Genomic DNA, 26,931 nt, shown 5'->3' on the forward strand with positions numbered 1-26,931 from the left:
GATGAGATTTCCCATTACGTTAAGTAAGTAAGACCCCTTAGAGATGATGAGGTTGATAGGTCTCGGGTGGAAGCGTGGTGACACGTGGAGCTGAGAGATACTAATCGGTCGAGGACTTATCCAAATAATAAAGCGTTGAATTCATCTAGCCATTATCCAGTTTTGAGAGAACCACTCTCAATTAAATAAGGATTTATTAAAATCCTATAAAATTGTTTGAAGCGAGTAGTTCGAGGCGACAAGTTCACGAGTAGCGGAATGTACGTTTAAAGGGTACATGAGCAACGCAGTGAGCGCAGTCAACGAAGAAATACGAAGCTTATCACAATTTTAAAAGTCTAGTGGCGATAGCGAAGAGGTCACACCCGTTCCCATGCCGAACACGGAAGTTAAGCTCTTCAGCGCCGATGGTAGTTGGGGGCTTTCCCCTGTGAGAGTAGGACGTCGCTAGGCAAAAAGCACAATCCAATTGGATTGTGCTTTTTTATTTAAGCTACATCTATATAATTCTTTAATTTTTAAAGGTTGTTTTGAGCTAGACTGGCTTGATTTTAACAACTTTATGCATTTATTTTCAACTTCGGTCAATTTTTTTTTAACTTTAGTCAATTTATTTTCAACTTTGCTCAGTTTATTTTCAACTTTGCCGATTTTCCATTCAACTTTTTTACTTTACCGATTTCTCGACAAAAACCTACAAAACTCATCACTTCTATGATGAAAAAATTGTAGCGAACCATAAGTCAAACCTAATCTACAGGTTAGTCTTTACTCTTCGGCAGCGAGGATCCCTCATCGATCATCACGTTCCCGTAGTAAAGAAAGGTTAAGAGGGACGTCGCTAGGCGCCAAGCACAACGAATTCGTTGTGCTTTTTTCGTGTTTAAAATGACTAAAAAAGTGTTTTGCCGATATATCATGGAGTTGCGCCGATATATCGTAAGTTACGCTGATATATTGAAAATGGTACTTATTCAGAGGCGTGCAGCTTCATAAAAAATCGCACTTTCAGCATTAAGACAGACACATTGCTTAAAAGGGGAACATATAGTAAAGAATAGTCTAGGTATTTGCTCACAAAAGTAAAAGAATATTTTAAAAAATGTATAGTTTTCGATCAACTTGTCCATTAATTCATAATGGGGGTGATTGTTATCGATAACTTAGAGGTAACGAATGCAGGTCACAAGCAATGTGTGGTATGTGATCAGGAGAAAAATGAAGGAATTTATTTGGTTGAAAAATTTATTTGTGAAGATTGTGAAAGGCAAATTGTGCTTACAGATCCAGATGACTTGTTCTATCATTACTACTTAAAGAAGATGAAAAAGATAAAGATACCAACGATTAATTAATAGAGGCTGACTCAAGTATTGTGTCACACATCTTATATGCGAAGTGAAGTGCCAGAAGAGGCGGTCATTATCGTATGCGATTGAGAAGATGAGACACGTATGAGTCAGCCTTTAGTATTTATTGAACTAAAACACTTTTATGTACAGTGTGACAAGCATGTTTTTACGAAATGCTTTATAATAGAAACCAAATATGTTACAAAGGAATGCCATATGACAAATCAACAAATGACACCACTTTTTTCAAAGCTGATGGACCACCTTAATAAAAAGCCTCATTCATTTCACGTTCCCGGCCATAAATGGGGAAGTGTCTACCCTGCATTTGCTAGGGACTCATTTGCATCTATACTTAAACTCGATGCGACGGAACTCACTGAATTGGATGATCTTCATGATGCGCAAACCGTTATAAAAGAAGCCCAACACTTATTAGCAGATGCATACGGTGCAGCATCATCTTATTTTTTAGTGGGTGGCTCAACTGTTGGGAATTTAGCAATGATCCTTTCTGTTTGTAGAAAAGATGATATAATTCTCGTTCAAAGAGACAGTCACAAGTCAGTAATGAATGGCATACAATTAGCACAAGCAACACCCATTTATTTAACACCGGATTACAATGAAGGTACCGGCTTATCATCAGGTGTTAGCTTGGAAACGGTTATCAAAGCTATTCAAACTTATCCGGAGGCAAAAGCACTTTTTTTAACAAATCCGAGTTATTACGGGATAACGAGGAATTTAAATGAAATCATTACAACCGTTCATCAATATAATATTCCAGTACTTGTCGATGAAGCACATGGCGCCCACTTTGGATTTGGAGAAGGTCTACCAGTATCAGCGCTCACCCAAGGTGCTGATGTTGTCGTTCAATCGGCACATAAGACGTTACCGGCGATGACGATGGGCTCTTTCTTACATTTTAACAGCGCATTAATATCTAATAAAAAAATAACGTACTATCTGCAAGTTCTACAATCGAGTAGTCCCTCCTATCCGATAATGGCCTCTTTAGATTTAGCCAGACATTATGTAGCAAATCTAAATCAGGATGAAGTGTCTACGATAGTAAAAAGCAGTAACCAGTTTAAAAATGAGTTGAAAGAAATTCCTCAAGTCACTGTTGTTGAGTTGAAGGAAAATGCTCTTTTGACAATAGATCCTCTCAAAATCACATTAAGAACCAACTGTGAATTAACCGGTATAGAAATGCAACGTTTATTAGAGGAAAAGGATATATATGTAGAGTTAGCAAACGAGGAATTTTTACTTCTTGTATTACCCCTTTCCCCTTTTAAAGACATGGAATTTATTGTGTCAATTCTTAAAGGTGTCTTAAAGCCATACAAGGTTAAAGAAAGAATATTGAGTTATAAAACGGTAGGTTTTCCTAAACTATCATCAGTAAAACTAACACAAGCAGCAATGAACAGTTATGCTACGAAAATGGTACGTATAGAGGAGTCTGCAGGTCATCTAATTGCGGAACCGATTATTCCTTATCCACCAGGTGTTCCGATGTTGATACCGGGGGAAACTATAACTGAAGAAAAGGTTGAAACTATTTTAAAGCTTCTAGATGCAGAAACCCGCTTTCAAGGTCATACGAACATAAAAGAAACGGGAGTTAAAGTTTTTATTATAGATGAGAGAAAAGAGGAAGAAGGATGAGAAAGGGTTTATTTATTACAGCAGAGGGTGGAGAAGGAGCTGGGAAAACTTCCGCTTTAACAAAAATATATGACTATTTAGTAGAAAAAGGCTATGATGTTGTCATGACGAGGGAACCAGGTGGGATTAAAATCTCTGAGGAAATCCGCTCGGTAATACTGAATGAAAAACACACAGAAATGGACGGAAGAACGGAAGCATTGCTGTATGCTGCTGCGAGACGCCAGCATTTAGTAGAGAAGATCGTCCCAGCTCTAGAAGAAGGCAAGATCGTCCTGTGTGATCGTTTTATTGATAGTAGTTTAGCATATCAAGGGTTTGCTAGAGGAATTGGTTTTGAAAATATATTAATGATTAATCAAATCGCTATTGATGAGTTTTGGCCGGATTTAACGCTTTATTTTAGAGTTGATCCTGAAGTCGGCTTAGCAAGAATTGCAAAAGACAAAGGCAGAGAAGTGAATCGGCTAGACCAAGAAAATGACACCTTTCATAAGAAAGTGCTCGAAGGCTATGATCAACTAACGAAATTGTATAAAGACCGCATACAAGTCGTGAATGCCAATGAATCTTTTCAAAGCGTGTATTCCAGCGCTCTTCATATGATCGAACAACACATAGAAGCGTTAGATAAAGACTGAGGAGGTATGTGTAGTGAAGTTAATTATAGCTGTTGTCCAAGATAAAGATAGTAATCGCCTGTCGGAAGCATTAGTAAAGACGGAATACCGAGCAACGAAACTTGCAAGTACAGGTGGCTTTTTAAAAGCCGGAAATACTACTTTTTTAATTGGAACTGAAGATGAAAATGTCGATGATGTCCTTCAAATCATTAAAGACAATTGTAAAAGTAGAGAACAACTAGTAGCGCCTATTTCACCTATGGGAGGAAATGCTGACTCGTATGTTCCATATCCAGTAGAGGTGCAAATTGGTGGAGCAACGGTATTCGTTTTACCAGTTGAACAGTTTGAGCAATTTTAAAATAAAAGGTGTTGGGAATAATGACATGGGAACAGCTTAATCAAACTCAACATAAGGTTGTCCAAATATTAACGAACAGTATTCATAAAGATCGATTAACCCATGCCTATGTTTTTGAAGGAAGCAGAGGCACGGGAAAGATGGAAGTTGCTCTGCAACTAGGTAAGAGTTACTTTTGTAAAGAAAAAACGACAGCTGAACCATGTGGCGAGTGCTCGGATTGTAAACGGATCTCGTCTGGAAATCATCCAGATGTTCATCTGATCTCACCGGATGGGCAATCCATTAAAAAACAGCAAGTAGAATTACTGCGGACAGAGTTTTCTTACCGAGGAATGGAATCAAAACAGAAGTTTTATATTATTAAACATGCGGAGAAAATGACTCCAAGTGCTGCAAATAGTTTGCTTAAGTTTCTTGAGGAACCTGAAGCACCTACTATTGCAGTGCTTCTCACTGAACATATACATCAAATGTTAAATACCATCATTTCACGAAGTCAAGTCTTATCTTTTACGCCTCTTTCTAATAGAGAGATGGAAATGGTGTTAGTTGATGAAGGGATATCACGCCCTATAGCGAAAATTCTTACGGAAATGACTTCCAATCTAGAAGATGCACGCCAACTTTGTCAGGAAGACTGGATTGTACAAGCACGTAATGTAGTGTTACAATTAACGGAAGAGGTCTATTCTCGCCCCCAGCAAATGTTCTTTACCCTTCAAGAAAAGTGGTTACCGCACTTCAAAGGAAAAGAAGAGCTTGGGTTAGGAATTGATTTATTGCTCTTATGGTATAGAGATTTATTATACACACAGCTTGGTGAAAAAGAGGGTCTTATTTTTGTTGACCAGCTAGAACGCCTTGACCACCAAGCGTTATATAGCTCACAAGAGAAAATTTCCAGACAAATGTCGGCTATTTTTGATGCAAAGAGACATCTGAGTTCAAATGTAAATCCGCAATTATTAATGGAGCGGCTTTTGCTCAGATTACAGGAGGGATAGTTGATAGTGCATCATGTCGTAGGTGTTCGCTTTAAAAAAGCGGGTAAAATTTATTACTTTTCCCCTGGTGAATTCGAATTACCTAAAGGTGAATGGGTAATTGTCGAAACATCAAGAGGGGTAGAATATGGCAGGGTAGTTATTGAAAAAAAGGAAGTCGATGATAACGATGTCGTTCTTCCGTTAAAGCAAGTTCTTCGTATAGCTGATGAAAAAGACAAGCTTATTGTAAATGAAAATAAAGAAGCTGCGAAGAAAGCTTTCAGTGTTTGCCAAGAAAAAATAATAGAACATCAACTTGATATGAAGCTTGTTGATGTAGAATATACGTTTGACCGCAATAAAGTCCTGTTTTATTTTACAGCTGATGGAAGAATTGACTTTAGAGAGCTTGTAAAAGACTTAGCAGCTATATTTCGAACTCGAATCGAATTACGTCAAATTGGTGTAAGAGATGAAGCGAAAATGCTAGGTGGGATTGGTCCGTGTGGGCGAGTTCTTTGCTGTTCATCGTTTTTAGGTGATTTTGAACCTGTTTCCATTAAAATGGCTAAAGATCAAAATTTGTCGTTAAATCCGGCAAAAATTTCAGGGTTATGTGGTCGTCTCATGTGTTGTTTGAAATATGAAAATGATCATTATGAGTCTGTTAAACAATCTTTACCTGATATTGGGAAAGAAATTAAAACGCCAAATGGACGAGGTAGAGTAGTGGGGCTCAACATTTTAGAACGTATTATTCAAGTAGAGTTATTTGAACAACAACGAATCGTTGAGTACACACTTGAAGAGCTTTTTGAAGAAACGGTTTCGACCCAAGTCATAGAGTAATGAGGTGGGAAACGTGGATAAAAAGGAGATTTTTTCACAAGTTAGTTCAATTGAAGAGCGAATTGGTGGTTTGCACGATGAACTTCGCGGTTTAAAGGAACAACTTGCGCTCCTCATTGAGGAAAACCACTATTTAAAGGTGGAGAATGAAAATTTAAGAAATCGCCTCGATGAAACAGTTGAACAAGAAAAAGCGATTGAAGAAAGAGATCCTGCGAAGAAGAAACCAGTAGGTGAAGGGTATGATAATTTAGCTAGATTGTATCAAGAAGGGTTTCACATTTGTAGTACGGATTACGGTAGTATTCGTAAAGATGATTGTCTCTTTTGCTTATCATTTTTTAATCAAAAATAATCGAACAGCTAGTTAGGGTGACTCAAAAGTGTTTGATCCTTTGTTTACAATACAGCCTGTATACTTACAGGAGGATTGTAGCAGAAGAGGTAGACATTTTATTGAAGAGTCATCCTCTTTTTTTTGGAGGTAAGAAAGTATAAAATTCGAAGGTGTCTAGCTCTAGGCGCCATCGGCTCGAGGTCGCTTCGGGCCAGCAAACGTGTCTAAAAAGCGAGACACGTATTGCTGGCCCTCCAGCGCTTGTCGCCGATAAGCAGGCGCCTTGCGCTTTTCTTGTATCTATTTATGTATTTGTCAGTGTTAGTGTACAATAGGACTAACGCAATGAAATCTGGAGGAAGTAATGGTTACGATACATACGAGTGAAAGAATAGATTATTTACCGAACCGTTCCTTGCAAATCATACAGGCTAGTGACGTATTTTCATTTTCAATGGATGCAGTTTTACTAGCGAAATTTGCTTATGTCCCAATCCAAAAAGGAAAGATCATTGATTTATGTACAGGAAACGGAATTATACCATTTATGTTAAGTACGAGAAGTAAAGCCCAAATAACGGGAGTAGAAATTCAAGAAAGATTATATGATATGGCTGTTCGTAGTAATGAACTGAATCAACTTTCCAATCAGATCGATTTAGTTCTTGGCGACATCAAGTCATTACCTCAAGAAATTTTAAGTCAAGAATACGATGTAGTCACATGCAATCCCCCATATTTTGAGAAAAAGGAATTATCGGATCGAAATGTAAATCCGCATTTTCAAATCGCACGGCATGAGATTTATTGTACATTAGAAGATGTTATTCAAACTTGTTCGATAATAGTGCGACAAAAGGGAAAGGTAGCTCTCGTTCACCGACCTGAAAGGCTGACGGATATCTTTGAACAGATGAGAAAATACCGAATTGAGCCAAAACGAGTTCAATTTGTTCAACCGAAAGCCAATAAAGAAGCCAATATCGTTCTTGTTGAGGGAATTAAGGACGGGAAACCTGGCGTTAAATGTTTACCAACTATTGTCGTCTATGAAGATGAAAAAACGTATACGAAGGAGTTTCAAGCCATTTATTATGGGTAATCATTATGTATATATGATTCGTTGTCAAGATGACTCGCTCTACACAGGCTATACAAATAATATTGAGCGCAGATTACAAATGCACGAAGCCGGAAAAGGAGCAAAATACACAAGGGGTAAGGGCCCATTTGTACTAGAGTTTTGTCACGAGTATATGACTAAAAAGGAAGCGATGCAATCAGAATATGCGATCAAACAACTTTCAAAACGAGACAAAGAGCGTTTAATACAAGAAGGGAAGTTAAATGATGTGGCAGCAAAAGAGCTTTGAAGAAAAAGAAGAAGATATAGGAAGTTTGTATTTAATACCAACTCCTATCGGGAACTTAGAAGATATGACGTTTCGAGCGGTCAAAATTTTAAAAGAAGTAGATGTCATTGCAGCAGAAGATACGAGACAAACAAAAAAGTTATGCGTTCACTTTGAAATAGATACAAAACTTGTAAGTTATCATGATCACAATAAACGAGGCAGTGGCGAGAAGTTACTCCAAGCTTTAAGAGAAGGACGGAATGTGGCTTTAGTAAGTGATGCTGGAACACCTGCTATTTCCGATCCGGGTTATGAACTCGTCGTTGATTGTCTAGCTGAAGGCATCTCAGTCATTCCTTTACCAGGAGCAAATGCAGCCATTACAGCACTCATTGCGTCTGGACTTAATACACAGCACTTTTATTATTATGGATTTTTAAATCGACAAAAAAAAGAGCGAAAAAAGGAATTAGAGCAGTTAAAGAATATACAAGTGCCGATTATTTTTTATGAATCTCCTCATCGTTTAGAAGAGATGTTAAAACATGTATTAGAACAATTAGGTGACAGGAAAATTGCTATTTGTCGCGAATTAACTAAAAGGTACGAGGAATTCATTCGTGGAACGATATCTGAGGTAATAGAGTGGTGTCAATCTTCCCAAGTCAGAGGGGAATTTTGTGTTGTTGTAGATGGAGCGAGTGAAGTTCACATAACTGAAAATATATGGTGGGAGAACCTTTCAATCAATGAACATGTTGAACATTATATAGAGGAGAAGCAGTTGAGTAGTAAGGAGGCTATTAAGGAAGTAGCAAAAGAAAGACAACTGCCGAAGCGTGACGTGTATGCAGAATACCATAAGTAACAGAGAAAAGGCTCTGCAATAGCAGAGCCACGTTTTTTATATCAACTTATTTGCTAGTTTTTTCTAAGTAACTAGAAAGCTCATCAATGATTGCTTTAGCGCCTTGTGGACTTAAGATGATTTTTCCATCCGCAATTGAAAGGTTGTCATCAGATACTTCCCCAGTAATTTGACAAGTCATGTTTGGCTTATATTTCTTTAAAATAATACGGTCATTATCAACATAGATCTCTAATGCATCTTTCTCTGCAATATCAAGTGTACGACGAAGCTCAATTGGAATAACTACCCGTCCTAACTCATCAACTTTACGAACAATACCTGTAGATTTCATGTTCTTTTCTCCTCCCAATGTATGGTTATATCTTATTTTATTGATGTCATTTTTCGACAAAATTCTTTATACACCAAGAATACCAGTGTTTCCAAAACAAGTCAATTCATTTTTCTTACAAATTTAAGTATATTGTTAGTAATTTTTTCTATTTTTTTTGTTAGGTTGTTGTATAACAAGGGTTTTAAATTGAGAGGTGAGTATGGTTGTTAGAAGTTCCAAGACATTTTATTGAAAAAATGACAAAATTGGATAGTGAGTTACGAATGAAATATGGAAATAAGCAAAGGATTAATTCGACAATTCGACAAAGTATATTCGACAAAAACGGACATTTTCGACAAATGTCACGAAACGAGGCTGGCTTTTTGTCGAACTGGATTGGAGAATTAGAAGTAGCAGCTGTGGATGGTTCTGTCAATCAGACAAAAGGTGAACACCCACATATCATCTATTTTTTTCAAGCACTGGCACGAACAATTAGAGGGATAGAAAAGTGGGAGTTCGATATATATACTCCTTTGCTAGAAGAAATCGAGGAAACGAGTAGTGAAGAAATAGAGAGTCAAAAGCGAGTCCGGTCATCAAAAATGGCTGAATTAGAATTGATGGTTGCTAAAGCGATGATGGAAGAAGGATCTATCAAACTTATTTTAATGGATGGTTCACTTACACATTATGCCATTGATGCACCGAAACTTTGGCAAGAAGTAAGGGAGCTGGCGCTTTTGAACCATGTTCTTATAGCTGGTGTGACAGAAGAAGTGGGTACAAGCTTCTTGTATCAAGTTTTAGAGCTTGAGTTTAATGAAGCACGGGGGCAACAGCTGGTATATGACCGAGATCTGTTATTTGGTGTATTAAAGCAAGGTGAGATGTTGTATCTCGACAAGGCTCAACATAAACCCCAGGTACATACAGCTTGGCTGAGGCCTTCGACGGATCCTGCCGTTATTGGTGTAGATATACTGATTGAGCAGAAACAAGAAATGAACCGAATTTGTGACTTTGTTTACTCGATTACACCGAAAGAAGGAAGAGGGATTCCGATATTTCTTGATATGGTTGATCGGGATGTACGAATTACGGATAAATTAGTAGAAGCACTAGTCGAGCAGTATATCGATCCAGAACTTACTCGACGTTTATTCTCACCAAAACGAACACACAGATTATATTAGTTAGAGGGAGAGAGTAGTATGCAAGTAGTTGGTATAACGACACAACATGAAATATATGTTGTCTCAAAAGAACATAAATTTAGAATCAATGAAATTTTGCTCATTGAAGATGATAGACTTGGCAATCCAATGGGTGAAGTTGTAGAAACCTTTTCCTATAACCGCTTTATTCCAATGGGATATGATAAAGGAATCGTTGATGCACAAGTGTTAAAGACGCTAGAACAAATAGGGTATGATATCGGTGCGGATGAGATTAATCTTTCCAAAGTGAGGTTATTTGAAGAAGCGATCCAACCGATTCAGACGGGTGCTTCTGTTAGAACCCCTGAATTTGCAGAAGTTCAACATTTCTTAGTAAAAGTCCAACCTCAGGAAGGATTAGTATTAGGTGAAATACGGAGTACCGATCATTTAATGGAAACCTTACCTTCTGAGCTCAAGCAGCTTATGAAAATTCAAGAACAGGAAGTGGAACGTGACCAAAATGGAGTACCTTTTATTTTTGACATAAAAGCAATGCAACAATACCCACATATTGGTGTGTTTGGTGGTTCTGGTTCTGGAAAATCTTTTGGGTTACGAGTGATGTTAGAAGAAATTATGAAACAATCGATCCCTGCCATAGTGTTCGACCCACATTTTGAAATGAATTTTAGTCATTTGTCAGAAGGGGTGAATGAAACAGACTATCGTAATAAGTATCTTTCTGTTCAAATTGGAAGAGATGTAGGGGTGGATTTTAGTTCTTTAACCACGAGAGATATTGAACGACTCCTTGGTGCTGCGGGTTCTTTAACTGAATCGATGGTAAACGTCATTCAAAGTGTACATAAGCGAAAAGACAGCTATCAATCGTTTAGTGATCGCATTGCTAATCTAGTAGATGCTTTGGAGTTAGGTAAACAGAAAGTAGAAGCCTTTATTTATGATGGCAATGGTTTGTCTCGTGAGCAGCTAGAACAATATGATACGTATCAAAAACTTTTAAATCAGTTTGGCAGCTTGCCTTTGTCTTCGGTGAAAGGAATTCAATGGCGTTTAAATCGGTTATATCAATCTGGTTTGTTTCAACATAATATCCGTGCCATTGAAGAGGGCTTACACAGCGGGAAGTTGGTAGTCATCCAAGGTTCTGTATGGTTATTACAAGTATTCTCCAGCTTTGTCATTGGGGTGCTTTATACAAAACGAAGAGCGTATAGAGACGCTAAACTTCAAAATGAGCAAGGAACCTTTTTCCCACCCTTTGTGATCGTAACAGATGAGGCTCATAATTTTGCCCCTAAAGGATATGACGCTCCTGCCAAAAGTGTTTTGAAAGAAATCGCGCAAGAGGGTCGAAAATATGGTGTGTTTCTTATTTTTGCGACACAACGACCGACTCTATTAGATGAAACGATTACAGCACAATTAAACTCGAAGTTTGTTTTTCGGACCGTTCGTGGTACAGATATTCAAACGATAAAGGAAGAAACTGATTTAACACATGAAGAGGGTAAAAGACTACCATACTTACGGTCTGGAGATGTCTTTGTTTCTTCTGCGATTTTTGGGAGAACACTAGCGGTAAGAATCCGTCTTGCAGATACGACAAGTCCACATGTGCTAAATCCTTTTGATGAATTAAAGGTAATGAATGATCAGGAAGATGATGGTGTACTTGAGGTGATACAGTCTCTTCTGCCATTATCAGAAACGGCATTAATTCGTCATACCGATGAGATCAATCAGGCTCTCGGGAAAAGCTGGGATGTGGCTCAACTCAAAAGAGAGTTAGAACAATTAGCGATAAAAGGGAAACTGAAAAAGGTGAAAAATCCATTTGCCACAATCTATGATCGACCTTGACATTAGCTGTATTTATTCGGTATATTTTTTGGTGAGATGTGGAAGAACTTAAATGAAAGAAATGAATAACACTTCCGATGAACGGATGAGTATAATAGGTCGACTATTTAGCGAGGACGCTAAGACAGAGAGCTGGGGTAGCTGGGAACCAGTATAGTCACTATTAGAAGATGGTCCAGTGAGGAATTGCTTTCGAGTTAGAACACTAATAAGGGAGCAACGTACTCTAGCGTTACTAGAGAAGTCAAACGACTTATTGAGCCTGTTCTTGTGAAAGAATGGGGAAATAGGGTGGTACCACGTGAGTTCGCTCTCGTCCCTTGCTGGATGAGGGCTTTTTTATATGTTCAGCTCCTTTCTTAAACAGTACATAAAGGTAGCGATTACCTAAAACCTATTTTAGTTTGAGTGAAGGTGGAACACAAGCTTCTTATTGTAAAGTTTTATTGAAGAAATTGAAAGGGCAGTAAAGAAAACTAACTAAGTGGAGGACGTTTTGAATGAGTGAAAAAAAGACATTTTATATTACAACACCAATTTATTATCCGAGTGATAAGCTGCATATTGGTCATGCGTATACAACGGTAGCCGGAGACGCGATGGCACGTTATAAGCGTTTACGCGGCTATGATGTCATGTATTTAACAGGTACTGATGAGCATGGTCAAAAAATTGAACGAAAGGCAGAAGAAAAAGGCGTAACACCCCAACAATTTGTTGATGAAATTGTAAGTGGTATTCAGGATTTATGGAAGAAACTCGATATTTCATATGATGACTTTATTCGTACGACAGAAGACCGGCATAAAGATGTAGTTGCTAAGATTTTCGAACAGTTACTCGCTCAAGGTGATATTTATTTAGATGAATATGAAGGATGGTACTCCATTCCAGATGAGACTTTTTACACGGAACATCAACTCGTTGATCCAGTTATGGAAGATGGTAAAGTAGTCGGTGGAAAAAGTCCTGACAGCGGGCACCCTGTAGAAAAAGTTCGCGAACAATCGTACTTTTTCCGTATGAGTAAATATGCCAATCGTTTGTTGAAGTTCTATGAAGATAATCCGCAATTTATCCAACCAGAGTCACGAAAAAATGAGATGATTAATAATTTCATTAAACCAGGCCTAGAAGATTTAGCGGTGTCTCGTACATCGTTTGAATGGGGTGTAAAAATTCCGAGCAATCCCAAACATGTCGTCTATGTTTGGATTGATGCTCTCTCTAATTACATCACAGCTCTTGGTTATGGAAGTGCTAATGAAGAGAAGTATAAACAATACTGGCCAGCTGATGTTCATCTCGTTGGAAAGGAAATTGTTCGTTTCCACACCATCTATTGGCCAATTATGCTAATGGCACTTGATTTACCACTGCCCAAAAAAGTGTTTGGTCACGGTTGGTTATTAATGAAAGACGGAAAAATGTCAAAGTCAAAAGGAAATGTGGTCGACCCGGTACCATTAATTGACCGTTACGGATTAGATGCACTTAGATACTACCTGTTACGAGAAGTACCATTCGGTTCAGATGGCGTATTTACGCCGGAAAGCTTTGTAGAGCGAGTCAATTACGATTTAGCTAATGATCTAGGTAATTTATTAAATCGTACGGTTGCGATGATTAATAAATATTTTGATGGTCAACTTCCTTCTTATGTGAAAGACGGGACACCGTTTGACTCAAGTTTAGTCGAACTAGTAGATGCTACAGTTGAAAAAGTTGAAAATGCAATGGAAGATATGGAGTTTTCAGTTGCACTTTCAGCAATCTGGCAGCTTGTAAGCCGTACAAATAAATACATTGATGAAACCCAACCTTGGGTATTAGCAAAGAACGAAGATGAAAAGGAAAAGCTTGGAGCGGTTATGTATCACTTGGCTGAGTCTTTACGTTATATCTCTATTTTAATTCAGCCATTTATGACAGAAACACCTAAAAAAGTTTGGCAACAATTAGGATTAGCAGAAAACGTAACAACTTGGGATTCACTTCAAGCATTTGGTCAAATTCCTTCTGGGACGACTGTATCCAAAGGTGAGCCTATTTTCCCACGTCTCGACGTCGAAGAAGAAGTGAAATATATTGTTGAAATGATGGGTGGTTCATTAGTAAAAGATGAACCAAAACAAGAAGTAACTAAAAACGAGGTCGAAGAGTCCGAAGAAATTACAATTGATGATTTTATGAAAGTTGATTTACGTGTTGCGGAAGTCATCAAAGCAGAACCTGTGAAAAAAGCAGATAAGTTATTAAAAATTCAGCTTGACCTCGGCTACGAACAAAGACAAGTTGTTTCTGGTATAGCGAAATATTATTCTCCAGAAGATTTAGTCGGTCGTAAAGTTATTTGTGTGACAAACTTAAAGCCAATAAAACTGCGTGGTGAATTGTCAAAAGGAATGATATTAGCTGCCTCTGAAGGTGACCAACTTACACTTGCTTCAGTTGATCAGTCGATGCCTAACGGAGCAAAAGTAAAATAATAGAAAACAATAATCAGGGTTAGGGTAAGCTTTTAAATAATGGCTTCTCTTTCCCTTTTTTAAAAAAGTGCTGTTAAAGAGGATTGGATTTTGCCCATTACTGAAAAAATAGCTCAAAATCAACGGATATCAACAGTATAATCTAACACAGTTTTTAAAAAAAGAAGTAACCAACGATGTTTTATTACAATAATAATTAGTTTGGATTGTATTTGAACAACGAGAGGATGAATAAAAAATGTTATTTGATACACATGTCCACCTAAATGCCGATCAGTTTGAAGAAGACCTGGCAGAAGTCATTCAACGTGCGCAAGAAGCAGGTGTCACTCACATGGTGGTGGTCGGCTTTGATGAGAAAACGATAAAAGGGGCTTTAGCCATCGCAGAGGCGCATGAGAACATCTACGCAGCTGTAGGATGGCACCCAGTGGATGCAATAGACATGACAGATCAGCATTTAGCGTGGTTAGAGGAGCTCGCTTCACATCCGAAAGTAGTTGCCTTAGGTGAAATGGGACTTGATTACCATTGGGATAAATCTCCAAAGGATATTCAGAAAGAAGTATTTCGAAAACAAATTCGTTTAGCCAAAAAAGTAAACCTGCCGATCATTATTCATAATCGTGAAGCGAGTCAAGATATTGTTGATATTTTGAGAGAAGAAGAAGCTTCACAAGTTGGTGGAATTATGCACTGCTTCAGTGGAAGTGTTGAAATTGCAAAAGCTTGTCTAGACATGAACTTCCACATCTCTTTTGGTGGACCAGTAACTTTTAAAAATGCTAAGAAACCTAAAGAAGTCGCTGTCGAAGTACCGCTAGATCGTTTGTTAATTGAAACAGATTGTCCATATTTAGCACCTCATCCGTATCGTGGAAAGCGAAATGAACCGGCATATGTAGAACTTGTTGCAAAGCAAATTGCTGAGTTAAAAGAAATGACGTATGAGGAATTGACAAAGCAAACAATGGAGAATGCAAAAAAATTATTTAACATAATGTGATAGAACATTATGTCGGATTCTAAGAGGGCTTGTCTAAATTTTCTTTTGTTCGTAGGAGTTCTACAATGAAGCGGGCTTGCATACATTGAACTTGTCGATAAATATTTGTTTCCTTCAGGGGGACTTTTATGGATAATAGTTGTTATGAGGGAAACAAATTGACATTATACTAGTTGACAAAAGGAGGTGAAGTGTTTATAATTCGTACCTTGAGAAGGGGGAAGATTAAACATGGAACCCAGTAGGATAAGCTCGTTTTTTTCTAACCTAAATTTTGGGAAAAAACTGACGATCTCCATACTATGTTTTGTCCTAGTTATCGGGACAATGAGCTTTGCAATCTATGAAACAACGAAAGCGAATGTAACGGTAACTGCAGATGAAGAAGAAGTGACAATCCGCACACATGCCAATACTGTTGCAGAAGTAATGGAAGAACTTGGATTTGTTGTAGGCGAATACGATGAATTAGAACCAGCTATCAGTGAAAAGGTTACAGGAGATATGTCCATAAGTTGGAAAGTAGCTAAAGAAATCAATGTAGCTATTAACGGTGATGAAAAGCAGGTCTGGACAACTGCTGATAGTGTAGAAGATTTAATTGCTGAATTAGATATTACGGTTAAAGAACATGATAAAATTAGTCCTAGCTTAAATACAGAAATTCAACCTGAAATGAATGTTACGTATGAATCTGCTTTTATGGTAAGAGTCACAAGTGACGGGGAAGAACATGAAGTATGGACAACTTCGACTACTGTCGCTGACTTTTTAGAAAAAGAATCGATCACCCTAGGTGAGCTGGATCGAGTTGAACCAGCTTTAGAACAAGTACTTAATAGTGAAGAAGAAATTAAGGTAGTTAGAGTAGAAAAAGTCACCGATGTAGTGGAAGAGACTGTAGCATTTGCCACAGTAACGAAAAATGACAGTTCGTTACAAAAAGGAAAAGAGAAGGTTGTAGATTCAGGGCAAAGTGGTCTTGTTGAAAAACATTATGAAGTTGTCTTAGAAGATGGTAAGGAAGTCTCTAGAGAGCTGATAAAAACAGAGACGACAAGAGAGAGCAAGGATCGAGTAGTCGCAGTAGGAACACGACAACCGACTCCGACAGTTTCTCGTGGTAGTTCTCCAACACAAACTTCAACTAGTCAGTCAAGCCCAAGTCAATCTAGTCCAAGTGGTAAAACACTGCGGGTATCTGCAACCGCTTATACAGCAAATTGCAGTGGATGCAGCGGTATTACAGCAACTGGTATCAACTTAAAAAATAATCGTAATATGAAAGTGATCGCTGTCGACCCTAATGTCATTCCTCTTGGATCAAGAGTCCATGTCGAAGGTTATGGAACAGCTATAGCTGGTGACACAGGCGGTGCGATTCGCGGAAATAAAATTGATGTTCATGTCCCGACGAAATCGGAAGCATACAGATGGGGTAGAAGGACAGTCACGATTACAATTTTAGATTAACTCGATGAGCACAGAGAGCCCTCTGTGCTTTTTCGGTTTGCCATCCATAAATAGATAAACCATTAAAGATAAATACTAACAAGAAAAGCGAAAGAGGTCGTTAAGCGGTGTAACTGGAGCGCCTTGAGCCGATGTAATGTACTTATAGCTAGTCAAGGAATGCCCCTTACAGTACCGCAGATAAGACCCAGCAGCCCCTCTTTGTGAACTCGTATCGCAAGAGTGTTTTATAATTGAGATCAATTAGCGGACTGAGAGGACGCTATTATATCAAAAACCGCCCTATTTTGGTACTTAGAGGACTGAGAGGCCCTTATTTGATAAAAATCAAGTAAAACCAGCATGATAATGAGTAAATAAGGGCCTCAGAGTCCGCATAATTCAAAAAGAGAGCCGTTTGCCAAAAATAAGGGCCTGTGTGTCCGCTATTTCAAGCTCGACAATACAAATTAGGTTTGCAAAGACTGAATGTTATATTTGTCTTTACTTATTAGACGTTCTATACTATAAAAAGTTTCATTTTTCGGAGGATATTTTATGAAAATCAAAGAAGTAATCGTCGTTGAAGGGAGAGATGACACGGTTGCGGTTCAACGTGCGGTTAATGCAGATACGATTGAAACGAACGGCTCAGCGATTGGAGAAGCGGTTATACACCGGATTCAATTAGCCCAAGCCCGTAGAGGTGTCATTATATTAACAGACCCAGATTACCCAGGAGAGCGGATCAGGCATATTGTGAGTCAACGTGTTCCAGGGTGTAAGCATGCTTTTTTACCTAAAGTTGATGCCATTTCAAAGAGTGGAAATGATTTAGGAGTTGAAAATGCGACACCTGAAGCTATCCGACAAGCTTTAGCACATGTAAAGCAAGAGTTTGAAAACCCGCAAGAGGAAATAACATGGCAAGACCTAATTGATGGCGGGCTTATTGGTGGAACCCAATCTCGTGACCGCAGAGAACGGATTGGAACCACTCTTAAAATTGGTTACGCTAATGGGAAACAGTTACATAAACGACTTCACGTTTTTCAAATTACAAAAGAGGAATTTTCACAAGCGTTACAACAGGTGCTTGAGGAGGAAAATAATGACTAAGGATATTGCAACACCGCTTCGAACGAGAGCCATTTTAGAAAAATATAAGTTTTCATTTAAGAAAAGTTTAGGGCAAAATTTTCTCATTGATACAAACATTCTAGGACGTATTCTAGAAGCCGCAGGAGTGAGCGAACAAGTTGGAGCGATTGAAATAGGGCCGGGAATTGGGGCTCTCACAGAGCAATTAGCAAAGCGTGCTGATAAAGTAGTTGCTTTTGAGATCGATCAACGTCTACTCCCGGTATTAGGAGATACGCTTTCACCATATGATAATGTCAAAATTATTCATTCAGACGTGTTAAAAGCAGATGTAAGCCAAGTCTTGAGTGAGGAGTTTAAAGAAGGACAAGATGTAATGGTTGTTGCAAATCTCCCGTATTATGTAACAACTCCTATACTGATGAAGTTATTAGAAGAAAAGCTGCCGATTAAACGAATTGTTGTTATGATCCAAAAAGAAGTAGCGGATCGAATTGCAGCGAAGCCAGGCACGAAAGACTATGGTTCTTTATCAATCGCTGCTCAGTATTATGCAAAGGCTGAAACTGTTTTTACCGTTCCAAAAACGGTCTTTGTTCCACAACCGAATGTAGAGTCTGCCGTATTAAGGTTAACCATTCGTGAAGAGCCGCCTGTTAAAGTTGAAGATGAAAGTTTCTTTTTCCAAGTGATAAGATCCAGTTTTGCGCAACGTCGAAAAACGATCTTTAATAATCTAACGCACCATTTTGGAAAAGATCATAAAGAAAAAATAGAGTTAGCGCTGACAACTGCTGACGTCGATCCAAAGCGTCGTGGAGAAACACTTTCTATTGAGGAATTTGCACTACTAAGTAACGAATTAAACCGATTATTGAAAGGTTAAACGAATTAGACCATTAATCCAAAACTGAAGCACCCTTTCACTCCTTCTCACATAGGCTAATTGGTGAGGAGGAGTTTTTTATGAAGTTGAAGGTAGGGCAAATTGTAGGCCGGAAATCATATCAATGCGATATTTTATTTCGGATTTCTTCTATAAACGATAATGTTGCCGAATTGTATGGAGAAGATGTGCGTCTCGTTGCAGATGCACCGATAGACGATTTAGTTGCTATTAGTGAGGATGAGCATAGAGAAAGACGGAAAAAAGAAAAAGAAAAAGAAGATAATTGCTATTATTTGTTTCGCCAAGACAGTCGCGTTATAAAAAAGCGAGGCGATTATGAAGCGACATCAGGTTATAGTACCGAACCTTCCTATTTTGAAATTCGAGGTCGAGTCCTCCATATCGATGGAGACTCGATGTATTTACGAAAGTGTATGGAGCTTTATGAAAAACTCGGTGTACCTGTTTACGGTGTGCATGTCGTTGAAAAAGAAATGCCTCAACAAATCGATTCTCTTCTAGAAATGGTTCGACCTGATATTTTAGTTGTAACCGGTCATGATGCCTATTTAAAAACGAGAGGAAACCAAAAAGATATAAAAGGATACCGTCATTCAAAGTATTTTGCTGAAACGGTAAGGATAGCCCGAAAGAGAGTTCCAAGCCTTGACGATCTCGTGATATTCGCTGGAGCTTGTCAATCTCATTTTGAAACATTAATTAAAGCTGGAGCCAATTATGCGAGCTCTCCTGACCGTATAAATATTCATGCTCTAGATCCCGTTTATATCGTTGCAAAAATCAGCTTGACGCCATTTATGGATCAAGTAAATGTTTGGGACGTATTAAAAAATACAATTACTGGCGAGCGTGGACTTGGTGGAATAGAAACGAAAGGTTTTATGAGAAGAGGAATGCCAATCTCTGAATATGAAGACGAACAGTAAAGTGTCGAATGGTGTCTGCGTACCTTATTACGCTTTATAGTTGCGATCAACACCCTTGTAACTATAGGCTATGTAGAGGGCGAGGCACTTTTTGTTTATACGTATTGAAAAACATACATATATTTAGAAAAATGAGGAATAATACGAATGTATTAGAGAAGTTAGAAAAAAATTTACAAGTAGTCAAATAAATATCGTTGACAAAATTCTTGTCTAATTGATATAATTTTAAATTTATTTGACAAAAAATGTTGGATCATGTATACTATTGTATAGTGAGGTGGGGTGTTTAAATGGCGAAAACGTTGCTGGATATTAAACGTGAACTGGATGAAAATGTTGGAAAACGGATTGCGATTAAGGCAAATGGTGGAAGAAGAAAAACCATTGAACGGACAGGCTTTTTAGAGGAAACATATCCATCTGTATTTATTATTAAACTCGATGAACAGCAAAATGCTTTTGAACGAGTATCGTATAGTTATGCAGATATCTTGACAGAGACAGTAGAACTTACGGTTTTTGAAGAAGAAGAAAAAGGTCATTCTGTACAAGTTTAATCGTAGGATGTCATATTATATAAATTAGCTTTCCGGGTTAAATCGGGAAGCTATATTTATTTTCGAATAAAAAAACTATACAAATAAATGTGTGTTCAAAAAGAAAGACAAAAAGATCCGAGAAGTTCGACGAAGCGCAGTCTCTAAGCACTGGAGCGTATGGTTTTAATACGTGAAGAGCCGAAGAGCAAGCTGAGGAAGAAATTCGACAGAGATTTTCCCGGACTTTTTAACAACTTCTATAAGAGAATTTCATATTTGCACCCAAAAAGACTCATAATAGAAACGTCTCACCATCTATTTCTTAGACAACAAAGGAGTTGTTTACCATGGGCAGAAGACGAGGGGTTATGTCGGATCGCTTTAAAGAAGAGTTGGCGAAGGAGCTTGGCTTCTACGATGTCGTCCAACAAGAAGGATGGGGCGGCATTCGTGCTCGCGATGCAGGTAATATGGTAAAAAGAGCTATTGAAATTGCTGAAAAACAATTGGTAGCTAGGCAACAGGATTAGATGGGAGACAGCCGAAGCATTCGCTTCGGCTTTATTTCAGTAGATGAGTGCCTATTCCGAGGATGTCCAGTTCCAGCGCCCAAGAGGCCCTGATTTAACGAAAACCTCCAGATTCGGGTATTTGCCGGACTCACAGACCTTTATTTAATCAAAATTACACCTAAATATAACTAATATTAGTAAATAAGGGCTTCTGAGTCCTCTAAATCAAGAAATACTAGACTTTCGACAGGAATAAGGGTCTATGTATCCGCTTCCGCTGCTAACTTAATATCGAAAGGGTGTACTCGAAACAATTTAAAGGCTTACGTTTGTAACGTCGCTAAACGGATGCTTGCCCTTTTCATATAAAACTAATGATGGATTTGGCATTTATTAATTGGAAATGGTAAAATAACGTAAGTGTTTGGAATTCGGTCAAGGTAGAAGGTGGATTAGGGTGGAGTTAAAAATATCGGTGAAAGCACCTGCTAAAATTAATTTATCATTAGACGTTCTAAAAAAAAGAGAAGACGGTTATCATGAAGTAGAAATGGTTATGACAACTGTTGATCTGGCAGATCGGATTGACCTTGTACATTTAGAGGAAGATCGGATCATTATCGATGTATCAGAAGGTTATGTTCCTAACGACGAACGGAACCTTGCTTATCAGGCAGCTAAAATCTTAAAAGAGCGTTACAACATTAATAAAGGTGTTTCAATATACATAACAAAACGCATACCTGTCGCAGCTGGACTAGCAGGTGGCAGTAGTGACGCTGCAGCTACGTTAAGAGGGCTTAATGAACTATGGCAATTAAATCTTTCTCTTGATGAACTTGCCTCCATTGGTACGGAAATCGGTTCAGATGTTGCCTTTTGTGTTTATGGGGGAACTGCTTTAGCTACGGGCAGGGGCGAGATCATTCAAAGGATATCTTCGCCGCCACCTTGTTGGGTTGTTTTAGCAAAGCCTCCAATAGGGGTTTCTACGGCTGAAGTTTACGGAAAGCTTAAAGTCGATCAAATTACTCATCCAGATACGAAAGCGATGGTAAAGGCGATTGAGGAAAAAAACTTTAGTGAGATATGCTCACAACTGCATAATGTGTTAGAAGATGTGACGTTTAAAGCTTATCCTGAGGTTAAGCATATCAAAGCACAAATGGAGCGCTTTGGTGCAGACGGCGTTCTTATGAGCGGAAGCGGGCCGACAGTCTTTGGGCTTGTTTTGAAAGAGTCTCGATTAAATCGTATTTATAACGGACTTCGAGGATTTTGTAGCAACGTTTATGCCGTTCGTTTAATTAGTCAACAACACCTTGATAAAAACCGTACAAAAGTGTAATATTTATTTATAAATATTCGGATTTTGGTTGGAGGGTGCAATGAAAAAGCTAAGAAGAAGTGGTAGATTAGTCGATATGACTAACTATTTGTTACAAAATCCACATAAACTCATTTCATTAACTCACTTCTCAGAACGGTATCAATCTGCTAAATCTTCCATTAGTGAGGATTTAGGAATTGTTAAAGAGATCTTTGAAGAACAGGGAATTGGCTCTTTACTTACGATACCGGGCGCGAGTGGTGGCGTGAAATATATGCCTATGGTAACAGTTGAACAGGCGAAGGAGTATACTGCAGAACTAAATGCCCAATTATCGAAAGCAGATCGGCTTTTACCTGGTGGTTATTTGTATATGATGGATGTTTTAGGACAACCTCGGATTATGAACAATATCGGCCGACTGTTTGCTGCTGTTTATGGGAATGTTAAAATTGACGCAGTAATGACAGTAGCCACAAAAGGAATTCCGCTAGCTTATGCAGTTGGAAGTCATTTAGATGTACCAGTGAGTATTGTTCGTAGAGACCATCGGGTAACGGAAGGATCGATGGTTAGTATTAATTACGTTTCAGGCTCAACAAAACGTATTCAAACGATGTCGCTCGCACGAAGAAGTCTTTCACCAGGTTCGAACGTTCTTATTATTGACGACTTTATGAAAGCTGGTGGAACTGTAAGAGGAATGATGGATTTACTTGGGGAGTTCCAAGCAAATGTAGTCGGTATTGGTGTTCTAGTTGAATCTGAAGGTGAAGAGGAACGTATAATAGATGAGTATATATCTATTTCGAAAATATCAGATGTTAATATTCGAGAAAAAGAAATTACTGTCGAATCAGGTAATTATTTAAGTAAATTACAAGAGCGTATGAAGGAGAAAATAAAATGAAAACAGTACACACAAGTGATGCACCACAGGCAATAGGTCCTTACTCACAAGGAATTATCGTAAATAATATGTTCTACAGTTCAGGGCAAATTCCGTTAACCGCAGAGGGAGATTTAGTTACAGGAAACGTCCAGGAGCAAGCGCACCAAGTGTTTAAAAATTTAAAAGCTGTTTTAGCTGCTGCAGGTGCATCTTTAGATACAGTTGTAAAAGCAACTGTTTTTATTAAGAACATGGATGATTTTCCACTTTTAAATGAAGTGTATGGAGAGTATTTTAGTACACATAAGCCAGCACGTTCATGTGTGGAAGTAGCAAGACTACCAAAAGATGTTTTAGTTGAAATTGAAGTAATTGCTTTAGTGAAATAAACTTGAGAAAATAAGCAATCAGGCTGACTCTGGTTTAGGTGTTCTGAATTCGCTTCTGAAAAGAAGAGTGAAGTTCAACTCCTATTTCTAGGGTTAGCCTTTTTTTAGGTTCAATTCCTACGTTCTAAACATTGGGGTAGTTCGAGGTTTATGAAACTAGGCTCTTCCACAAAGCTTGTAAAGTACAGGCCTTTAGAAAGCAGGTTCGACACTATTCTAAAAAAGGAAATACTTGTCGAAAGTAGTAGATGTGAGGTGGAAATTTTGGTGTTTGCAAAAGAACTATTTAAAACCATAATAGGCTGGATCTTTGCGCTTCAACTACTTGGTGAAGGGCTGCGTTCACGTTTTGAAAAAAAGTAAGTACTCGTCTTAATTAGGCTTTGGCTAGTGAAGAATACTCGCTAAATTTTGAACATTTTGTGAACAATTTTGTAAATACCAAAAAAAATTATAATTTTCTTACAGAAAAAAAGGAAATGAAGAGGAAATGGCGAAATAACTAGTTGTTGATTTACATTGAAAAAAGGTGGTGACATTCATGGAAGTGACAGATGTGAGACTACGCCGTGTCAACACGGAGGGACGTATGAGAGCGATTGCTTCAATTACGATCGATAACGAGTTTGTTGTACATGACATTCGTGTAATTGATGGCAATAATGGACTATTTGTTGCAATGCCAAGTAAACGAACTCCGGATGGGGAGTTCCGTGACATTGCTCATCCAATTTCTTCACAAACTCGCGAAAAAATTCAATCTGCTGTTCTTGCTGAATATGAGCGAGCAGGTGAAACTGAAGGAGTCGAATTCGAAGAAGCTGGTGCCTAAACATAGGTTTAGATAGAGGCTGACTCATAACAAAAGTCAAGCTACTTTCGCCCAGTACATTCATGTGCTAGTAATAGTGCATTGTACTAGGTAGAAAAGGGAGCAGACATTTGTGAGTCAGCCTCTTTTGATTCTAGGATCGAAATAAGTGACAAATCTGTGAAGTTTAAATTATCCCATATTTGCTTACAGACTAACCAGTCACTGGCATTCTGCCTTGTTTTCTAACGTGAATACGCATCGTAGTGAAAGGAGTTTATCTTGAAATAAGACCGTATTTAAGATATATTCTTAATGGAATAAAACTGTGGAGGGTAAACATGAGCAATCGATTTGCGGTCATTTTAGCCGCGGGACAAGGAACACGTATGAAATCAAAGCTTTATAAAGTTCTACATCCTGTTTGCGGAAAACCGATGGTACAGCATGTTGTAGACCAAGTCAAGCAACTAAACTTTTCTGATATCGTTGTCATCGTTGGCCATGGTGCTGAGCTGGTAAAAACACAATTAGGTGAAGCTGTAACCTATGCGCTTCAGGCAGAACAGTTAGGAACAGGTCACGCCGTGTTGCAAGCTGAGCAGCTATTGGCAGCAAAAGAAGGAGTGACTGTTGTTTTATGTGGTGACACGCCTCTTGTGACAGCAGAGACAATCGAAGCTTTGCTTTCATATCATGAACAAGAGAGTGCACTAGCAACTGTTTTAACAGCTCATGCAGAGGATCCTACAGGATACGGCCGGATTGTACGAAGTGAAAGTGGTCTTGTCGAACGAATTGTCGAGCACAAAGACGCTTCAGAGAGAGAAAAAACAATCCAAGAAATTAATACAGGTACGTACTGTTTCGATAACCAAGCGTTATTTAAAGCGCTTCAAAATGTAGGAAATCAAAATGTGCAAGGGGAATATTACCTTCCTGATGTGATTGAAATTCTAAAGGATGCTGGAGAAAAGGTTGCTGCCTATCAAACGCCTTCTTTCGATGAAACGTTAGGTGTAAATGACCGTGTAGCATTAGCTGAGTCAGAACGAATTATGAAGGAACGGATTAATAAAAAGTGGATGAGAGAAGGAGTTTCTATTATTGATCCTTCAAACACTTATATTTCTGCTGATGCTAAAATTGGGCAAGATACAATTATCTACCCAGGAACAATGATTATGGGGACGACAACCATTGGTAGTGATTGTGTGATTGGTCCGCACTCAGAAATTGTTGATAGTCAAATTGGTAACCAAACAACGATTAAACAATCTGTTGTCCATCAAAGTTCGATAGGAAATGAAGTCTCCATTGGCCCATTTGCTCATATTCGACCGTCATCTTCTATTCAAGATGAAGTGAGAGTAGGTAACTTTGTTGAGATTAAGAAAACAACGATGGGGTTAAGAAGTAAAGCTTCCCATTTAAGCTATATAGGCGATGCTGAAATAGGCGCTGATGTAAACTTAGGTTGTGGCTCGATTACCGTAAATTATGACGGCGTAAATAAATACTTAACAAAAGTTGAAGACGGTGCATTTATTGGTTGCAATAGTAATTTAATTGCACCAGTTACGGTTGGGAAAAACGCCTACGTGGCTGCAGGTTCAACCATAACAGACGATGTACCGGGCGAAGCACTTTCTGTTGCTCGCGCAAGGCAAGTAAATAAAGAAGATTATGTTTCGAAAATTAAAGATAAAAAGAAGAACAACTAACTGGTTGGAGGTAAAACAACAATGCCCAAATATGGTGATCCAAGTTTAAAGGTATTTACATTAAATGCAAACCCAGAATTAGCTCATGAAATTGTCGAGCATATCGGTATTCCGATGGGAAAAAGTTCTGTCACAAGATTTAGTGATGGTGAGGTACAAATTAATATTGAAGAAAGCATCCGAGGTGGAGACGTTTTCCTAATTCAATCCACAAGTGCTCCAGCTAACGAGCATATAATGGAACTTCTCATCATGATTGATGCTTGTAAACGCGCATCAGCAAAATCTATTAATGTGGTATTACCATATTACGGTTATGCTCGTCAAGATCGTAAGGCCCGTTCTCGTGAGCCGATTACGGCGAAACTTGTAGCTAACCTTTTAGAAACTGCCGGAGCTTCTAGAGTATTAACACTTGATTTACACGCAACACAAATTCAAGGATTCTTTGATATTCCTGTTGATCAGTTAATGGGTGTGCCGATCTTAGCTGACTATTTTAAAGGTAAAGAATTAGAAGATGTTGTTGTTGTATCTCCAGACCATGGTGGTGTTATTCGTGCACGTAAACTTGCTGACCGCTTAAAAGCACCAATTGCTATCATTGATAAGCGTAGACCGAAGCCAAATGTTGCAGAAGTAATGAATATTGTTGGTAATATTGAAGGAAAAACAGCAATTATTATTGACGACATTATTGATACGGCAGGAACGATTACATTAGCAGCAAATGCTCTTATAGAACACGGAGCTAAAAATGTTTATGCATGCTGTACTCACCCTGTACTTTCAGGTCCAGCAATTGAACGCATTCAAAACTCAAAAATTTGTGAACTTGTTGTAACGAACACGATTCCTTTAGGGGAAGAAAAGAAAATTGAAAAAGTTACTGAGTTGTCTGTTGCCCCATTAATGGCAGATGCAATTATTCGAGTTCATGAAAATAAATCAGTTAGTACATTATTTGATTAAAAAATGTAAGGTTGCTTAGTTTATTCACTTTATTTGTTTGAATTACTATAAATAGGGAAAACCTTATATAGAGTAACGAAAAACAAGTTAGAGGT

The 26,931-nt window shown here is 38.3% G+C and carries 27 protein-coding genes, 2 rRNA genes and 1 other annotated feature; of the genes, 28 read left to right on the plus strand and 1 reads right to left on the minus strand.

All coding sequences use genetic code 11. From position 1 onward, the window contains the following. From ACNSTQ_RS18155 to rsmI, 12 genes are all read left to right on the plus strand, one after another. Positions 1-124: ribosomal RNA gene (locus ACNSTQ_RS18155) — 23S ribosomal RNA — on the plus strand; the annotation flags it as partial. 213 nt (positions 125-337) lie between these two features. Beyond that, positions 338-453, plus strand: a 5S ribosomal RNA gene (gene rrf / locus ACNSTQ_RS18160). 692 nt (positions 454-1,145) lie between these two features. After that, positions 1,146-1,355, plus strand: coding sequence for a sigma factor G inhibitor Gin (locus ACNSTQ_RS18165; protein WP_418201214.1), 210 nt, complete (start codon positions 1,146-1,148; stop codon positions 1,353-1,355). 213 nt (positions 1,356-1,568) lie between these two features. Further along, entirely contained in the window at positions 1,569-3,032 is a 1,464-nt protein-coding gene (locus ACNSTQ_RS18170; RefSeq protein WP_418201215.1) for an aminotransferase class I/II-fold pyridoxal phosphate-dependent enzyme, read from the plus strand. After that, positions 3,029-3,673, plus strand: a complete 645-nt coding sequence (tmk, locus tag ACNSTQ_RS18175) for a dTMP kinase (protein WP_418201216.1) — start codon at positions 3,029-3,031, stop codon at positions 3,671-3,673. Before ACNSTQ_RS18170 ends, tmk begins: the two co-directional genes overlap by 4 nt. 13 nt (positions 3,674-3,686) lie before the next feature. After that, positions 3,687-4,016, plus strand: a complete 330-nt coding sequence (locus ACNSTQ_RS18180) for a cyclic-di-AMP receptor (protein WP_418201217.1) — start codon at positions 3,687-3,689, stop codon at positions 4,014-4,016. Between the two features lie 20 nt (positions 4,017-4,036). Beyond that, complete coding sequence (gene holB, locus ACNSTQ_RS18185) at positions 4,037-5,023, plus strand: DNA polymerase III subunit delta' (RefSeq protein WP_418201218.1); 987 nt, start codon at positions 4,037-4,039, stop codon at positions 5,021-5,023. Positions 5,024-5,029: 6 nt separating this feature from the next. Next, positions 5,030-5,854, plus strand: a complete 825-nt coding sequence (locus tag ACNSTQ_RS18190; protein ID WP_418201268.1) for a PSP1 domain-containing protein — start codon at positions 5,030-5,032, stop codon at positions 5,852-5,854. A gap of 13 nt (positions 5,855-5,867) precedes the next feature. Next, positions 5,868-6,209: a DNA replication initiation control protein YabA gene (yabA, locus tag ACNSTQ_RS18195; protein ID WP_418201219.1), complete on the plus strand. Its 342-nt coding sequence runs from the start codon at positions 5,868-5,870 to the stop codon at positions 6,207-6,209. A 346-nt stretch (positions 6,210-6,555) separates the two neighbouring features. Next, positions 6,556-7,293, plus strand: coding sequence for a tRNA1(Val) (adenine(37)-N6)-methyltransferase (locus ACNSTQ_RS18200; protein WP_418201220.1), 738 nt, complete (start codon positions 6,556-6,558; stop codon positions 7,291-7,293). A gap of 13 nt (positions 7,294-7,306) precedes the next feature. Next, positions 7,307-7,564, plus strand: coding sequence for a GIY-YIG nuclease family protein (locus ACNSTQ_RS18205; protein ID WP_418201221.1), 258 nt, complete (start codon positions 7,307-7,309; stop codon positions 7,562-7,564). Beyond that, positions 7,542-8,414, plus strand: coding sequence for a 16S rRNA (cytidine(1402)-2'-O)-methyltransferase (gene rsmI, locus ACNSTQ_RS18210; RefSeq protein ID WP_418201269.1), 873 nt, complete (start codon positions 7,542-7,544; stop codon positions 8,412-8,414). Before ACNSTQ_RS18205 ends, rsmI begins: the two co-directional genes overlap by 23 nt. Before the next feature lie 46 nt (positions 8,415-8,460). Here rsmI and ACNSTQ_RS18215 read toward each other — a convergent pair whose 3' ends face one another. Continuing rightward, positions 8,461-8,748, minus strand: coding sequence for an AbrB/MazE/SpoVT family DNA-binding domain-containing protein (locus tag ACNSTQ_RS18215; RefSeq protein WP_418201222.1), 288 nt, complete (start codon positions 8,746-8,748; stop codon positions 8,461-8,463). Between the two features lie 206 nt (positions 8,749-8,954). Here ACNSTQ_RS18215 and ACNSTQ_RS18220 point away from each other — a divergent pair, with 206 nt between their 5' ends. The 16 genes from ACNSTQ_RS18220 (at position 8,955) to ACNSTQ_RS18295 (ending at position 26,836) form a co-directional block, all read left to right on the plus strand. After that, positions 8,955-9,929 (plus strand): DNA double-strand break repair nuclease NurA, encoded by a 975-nt coding sequence (locus ACNSTQ_RS18220; RefSeq protein ID WP_418201223.1) that lies wholly within the window; start codon positions 8,955-8,957, stop codon positions 9,927-9,929. A gap of 18 nt (positions 9,930-9,947) precedes the next feature. Further along, positions 9,948-11,780: an ATP-binding protein gene (locus ACNSTQ_RS18225; protein WP_418201224.1), complete on the plus strand. Its 1,833-nt coding sequence runs from the start codon at positions 9,948-9,950 to the stop codon at positions 11,778-11,780. Between the two features lie 68 nt (positions 11,781-11,848). Next, positions 11,849-12,104, plus strand: a binding site (T-box leader). A gap of 176 nt (positions 12,105-12,280) precedes the next feature. Next, the gene (metG, locus tag ACNSTQ_RS18230) at positions 12,281-14,269 is read left to right on the plus strand and encodes a methionine--tRNA ligase (protein ID WP_418201225.1); all 1,989 of its coding nucleotides are present in this window, start codon (positions 12,281-12,283) and stop codon (positions 14,267-14,269) included. Positions 14,270-14,507: 238 nt separating this feature from the next. Beyond that, the gene (locus tag ACNSTQ_RS18235; protein WP_418201226.1) at positions 14,508-15,275 is read left to right on the plus strand and encodes a TatD family hydrolase; all 768 of its coding nucleotides are present in this window, start codon (positions 14,508-14,510) and stop codon (positions 15,273-15,275) included. A gap of 231 nt (positions 15,276-15,506) precedes the next feature. Beyond that, positions 15,507-16,748, plus strand: coding sequence for a ubiquitin-like domain-containing protein (locus tag ACNSTQ_RS18240; protein WP_418201227.1), 1,242 nt, complete (start codon positions 15,507-15,509; stop codon positions 16,746-16,748). Positions 16,749-17,285: 537 nt separating this feature from the next. Continuing rightward, a complete protein-coding gene (gene rnmV / locus ACNSTQ_RS18245; protein ID WP_418201228.1) occupies positions 17,286-17,846 on the plus strand; it encodes a ribonuclease M5 in 561 nt (186 codons plus the stop codon). Further along, positions 17,839-18,714 (plus strand): 16S rRNA (adenine(1518)-N(6)/adenine(1519)-N(6))-dimethyltransferase RsmA, encoded by an 876-nt coding sequence (rsmA, locus tag ACNSTQ_RS18250; RefSeq protein ID WP_418201229.1) that lies wholly within the window; start codon positions 17,839-17,841, stop codon positions 18,712-18,714. Before rnmV ends, rsmA begins: the two co-directional genes overlap by 8 nt. Positions 18,715-18,794: 80 nt before the next feature. After that, positions 18,795-19,664, plus strand: coding sequence for a sporulation peptidase YabG (yabG, locus tag ACNSTQ_RS18255; protein ID WP_418201230.1), 870 nt, complete (start codon positions 18,795-18,797; stop codon positions 19,662-19,664). Between the two features lie 293 nt (positions 19,665-19,957). Then, positions 19,958-20,224, plus strand: a complete 267-nt coding sequence (gene veg / locus ACNSTQ_RS18260) for a biofilm formation stimulator Veg (protein WP_418201231.1) — start codon at positions 19,958-19,960, stop codon at positions 20,222-20,224. Between the two features lie 329 nt (positions 20,225-20,553). Continuing rightward, entirely contained in the window at positions 20,554-20,736 is a 183-nt protein-coding gene (locus tag ACNSTQ_RS18265; protein ID WP_418201232.1) for a small, acid-soluble spore protein, alpha/beta type, read from the plus strand. 439 nt (positions 20,737-21,175) lie between these two features. Further along, positions 21,176-22,066: a 4-(cytidine 5'-diphospho)-2-C-methyl-D-erythritol kinase gene (ispE, locus tag ACNSTQ_RS18270; RefSeq protein WP_418201233.1), complete on the plus strand. Its 891-nt coding sequence runs from the start codon at positions 21,176-21,178 to the stop codon at positions 22,064-22,066. Between the two features lie 40 nt (positions 22,067-22,106). After that, on the plus strand, positions 22,107-22,958 hold the full coding sequence (gene purR / locus ACNSTQ_RS18275) for a pur operon repressor (RefSeq protein WP_418201234.1): 852 nt from the start codon (positions 22,107-22,109) through the stop codon (positions 22,956-22,958). Next, positions 22,955-23,329, plus strand: coding sequence for a RidA family protein (locus ACNSTQ_RS18280; protein WP_418201235.1), 375 nt, complete (start codon positions 22,955-22,957; stop codon positions 23,327-23,329). The genes purR and ACNSTQ_RS18280 overlap by 4 nt, the downstream gene beginning before the upstream one ends. Before the next feature lie 541 nt (positions 23,330-23,870). Continuing rightward, positions 23,871-24,161, plus strand: a complete 291-nt coding sequence (spoVG, locus tag ACNSTQ_RS18285; RefSeq protein WP_075388474.1) for a septation regulator SpoVG — start codon at positions 23,871-23,873, stop codon at positions 24,159-24,161. A gap of 320 nt (positions 24,162-24,481) precedes the next feature. Further along, the gene (glmU, locus tag ACNSTQ_RS18290; protein ID WP_418201236.1) at positions 24,482-25,864 is read left to right on the plus strand and encodes a bifunctional UDP-N-acetylglucosamine diphosphorylase/glucosamine-1-phosphate N-acetyltransferase GlmU; all 1,383 of its coding nucleotides are present in this window, start codon (positions 24,482-24,484) and stop codon (positions 25,862-25,864) included. A gap of 21 nt (positions 25,865-25,885) precedes the next feature. Continuing rightward, positions 25,886-26,836, plus strand: a complete 951-nt coding sequence (locus ACNSTQ_RS18295) for a ribose-phosphate diphosphokinase (RefSeq protein ID WP_418201237.1) — start codon at positions 25,886-25,888, stop codon at positions 26,834-26,836. The last annotated feature ends 95 nt before the right edge of the window (positions 26,837-26,931 follow it).

The organism is Alkalihalobacterium sp. APHAB7 (assembly GCF_048323755.1).
Lineage (GTDB): Bacteria > Bacillota > Bacilli > Bacillales > Bacillaceae_F > Alkalihalobacterium.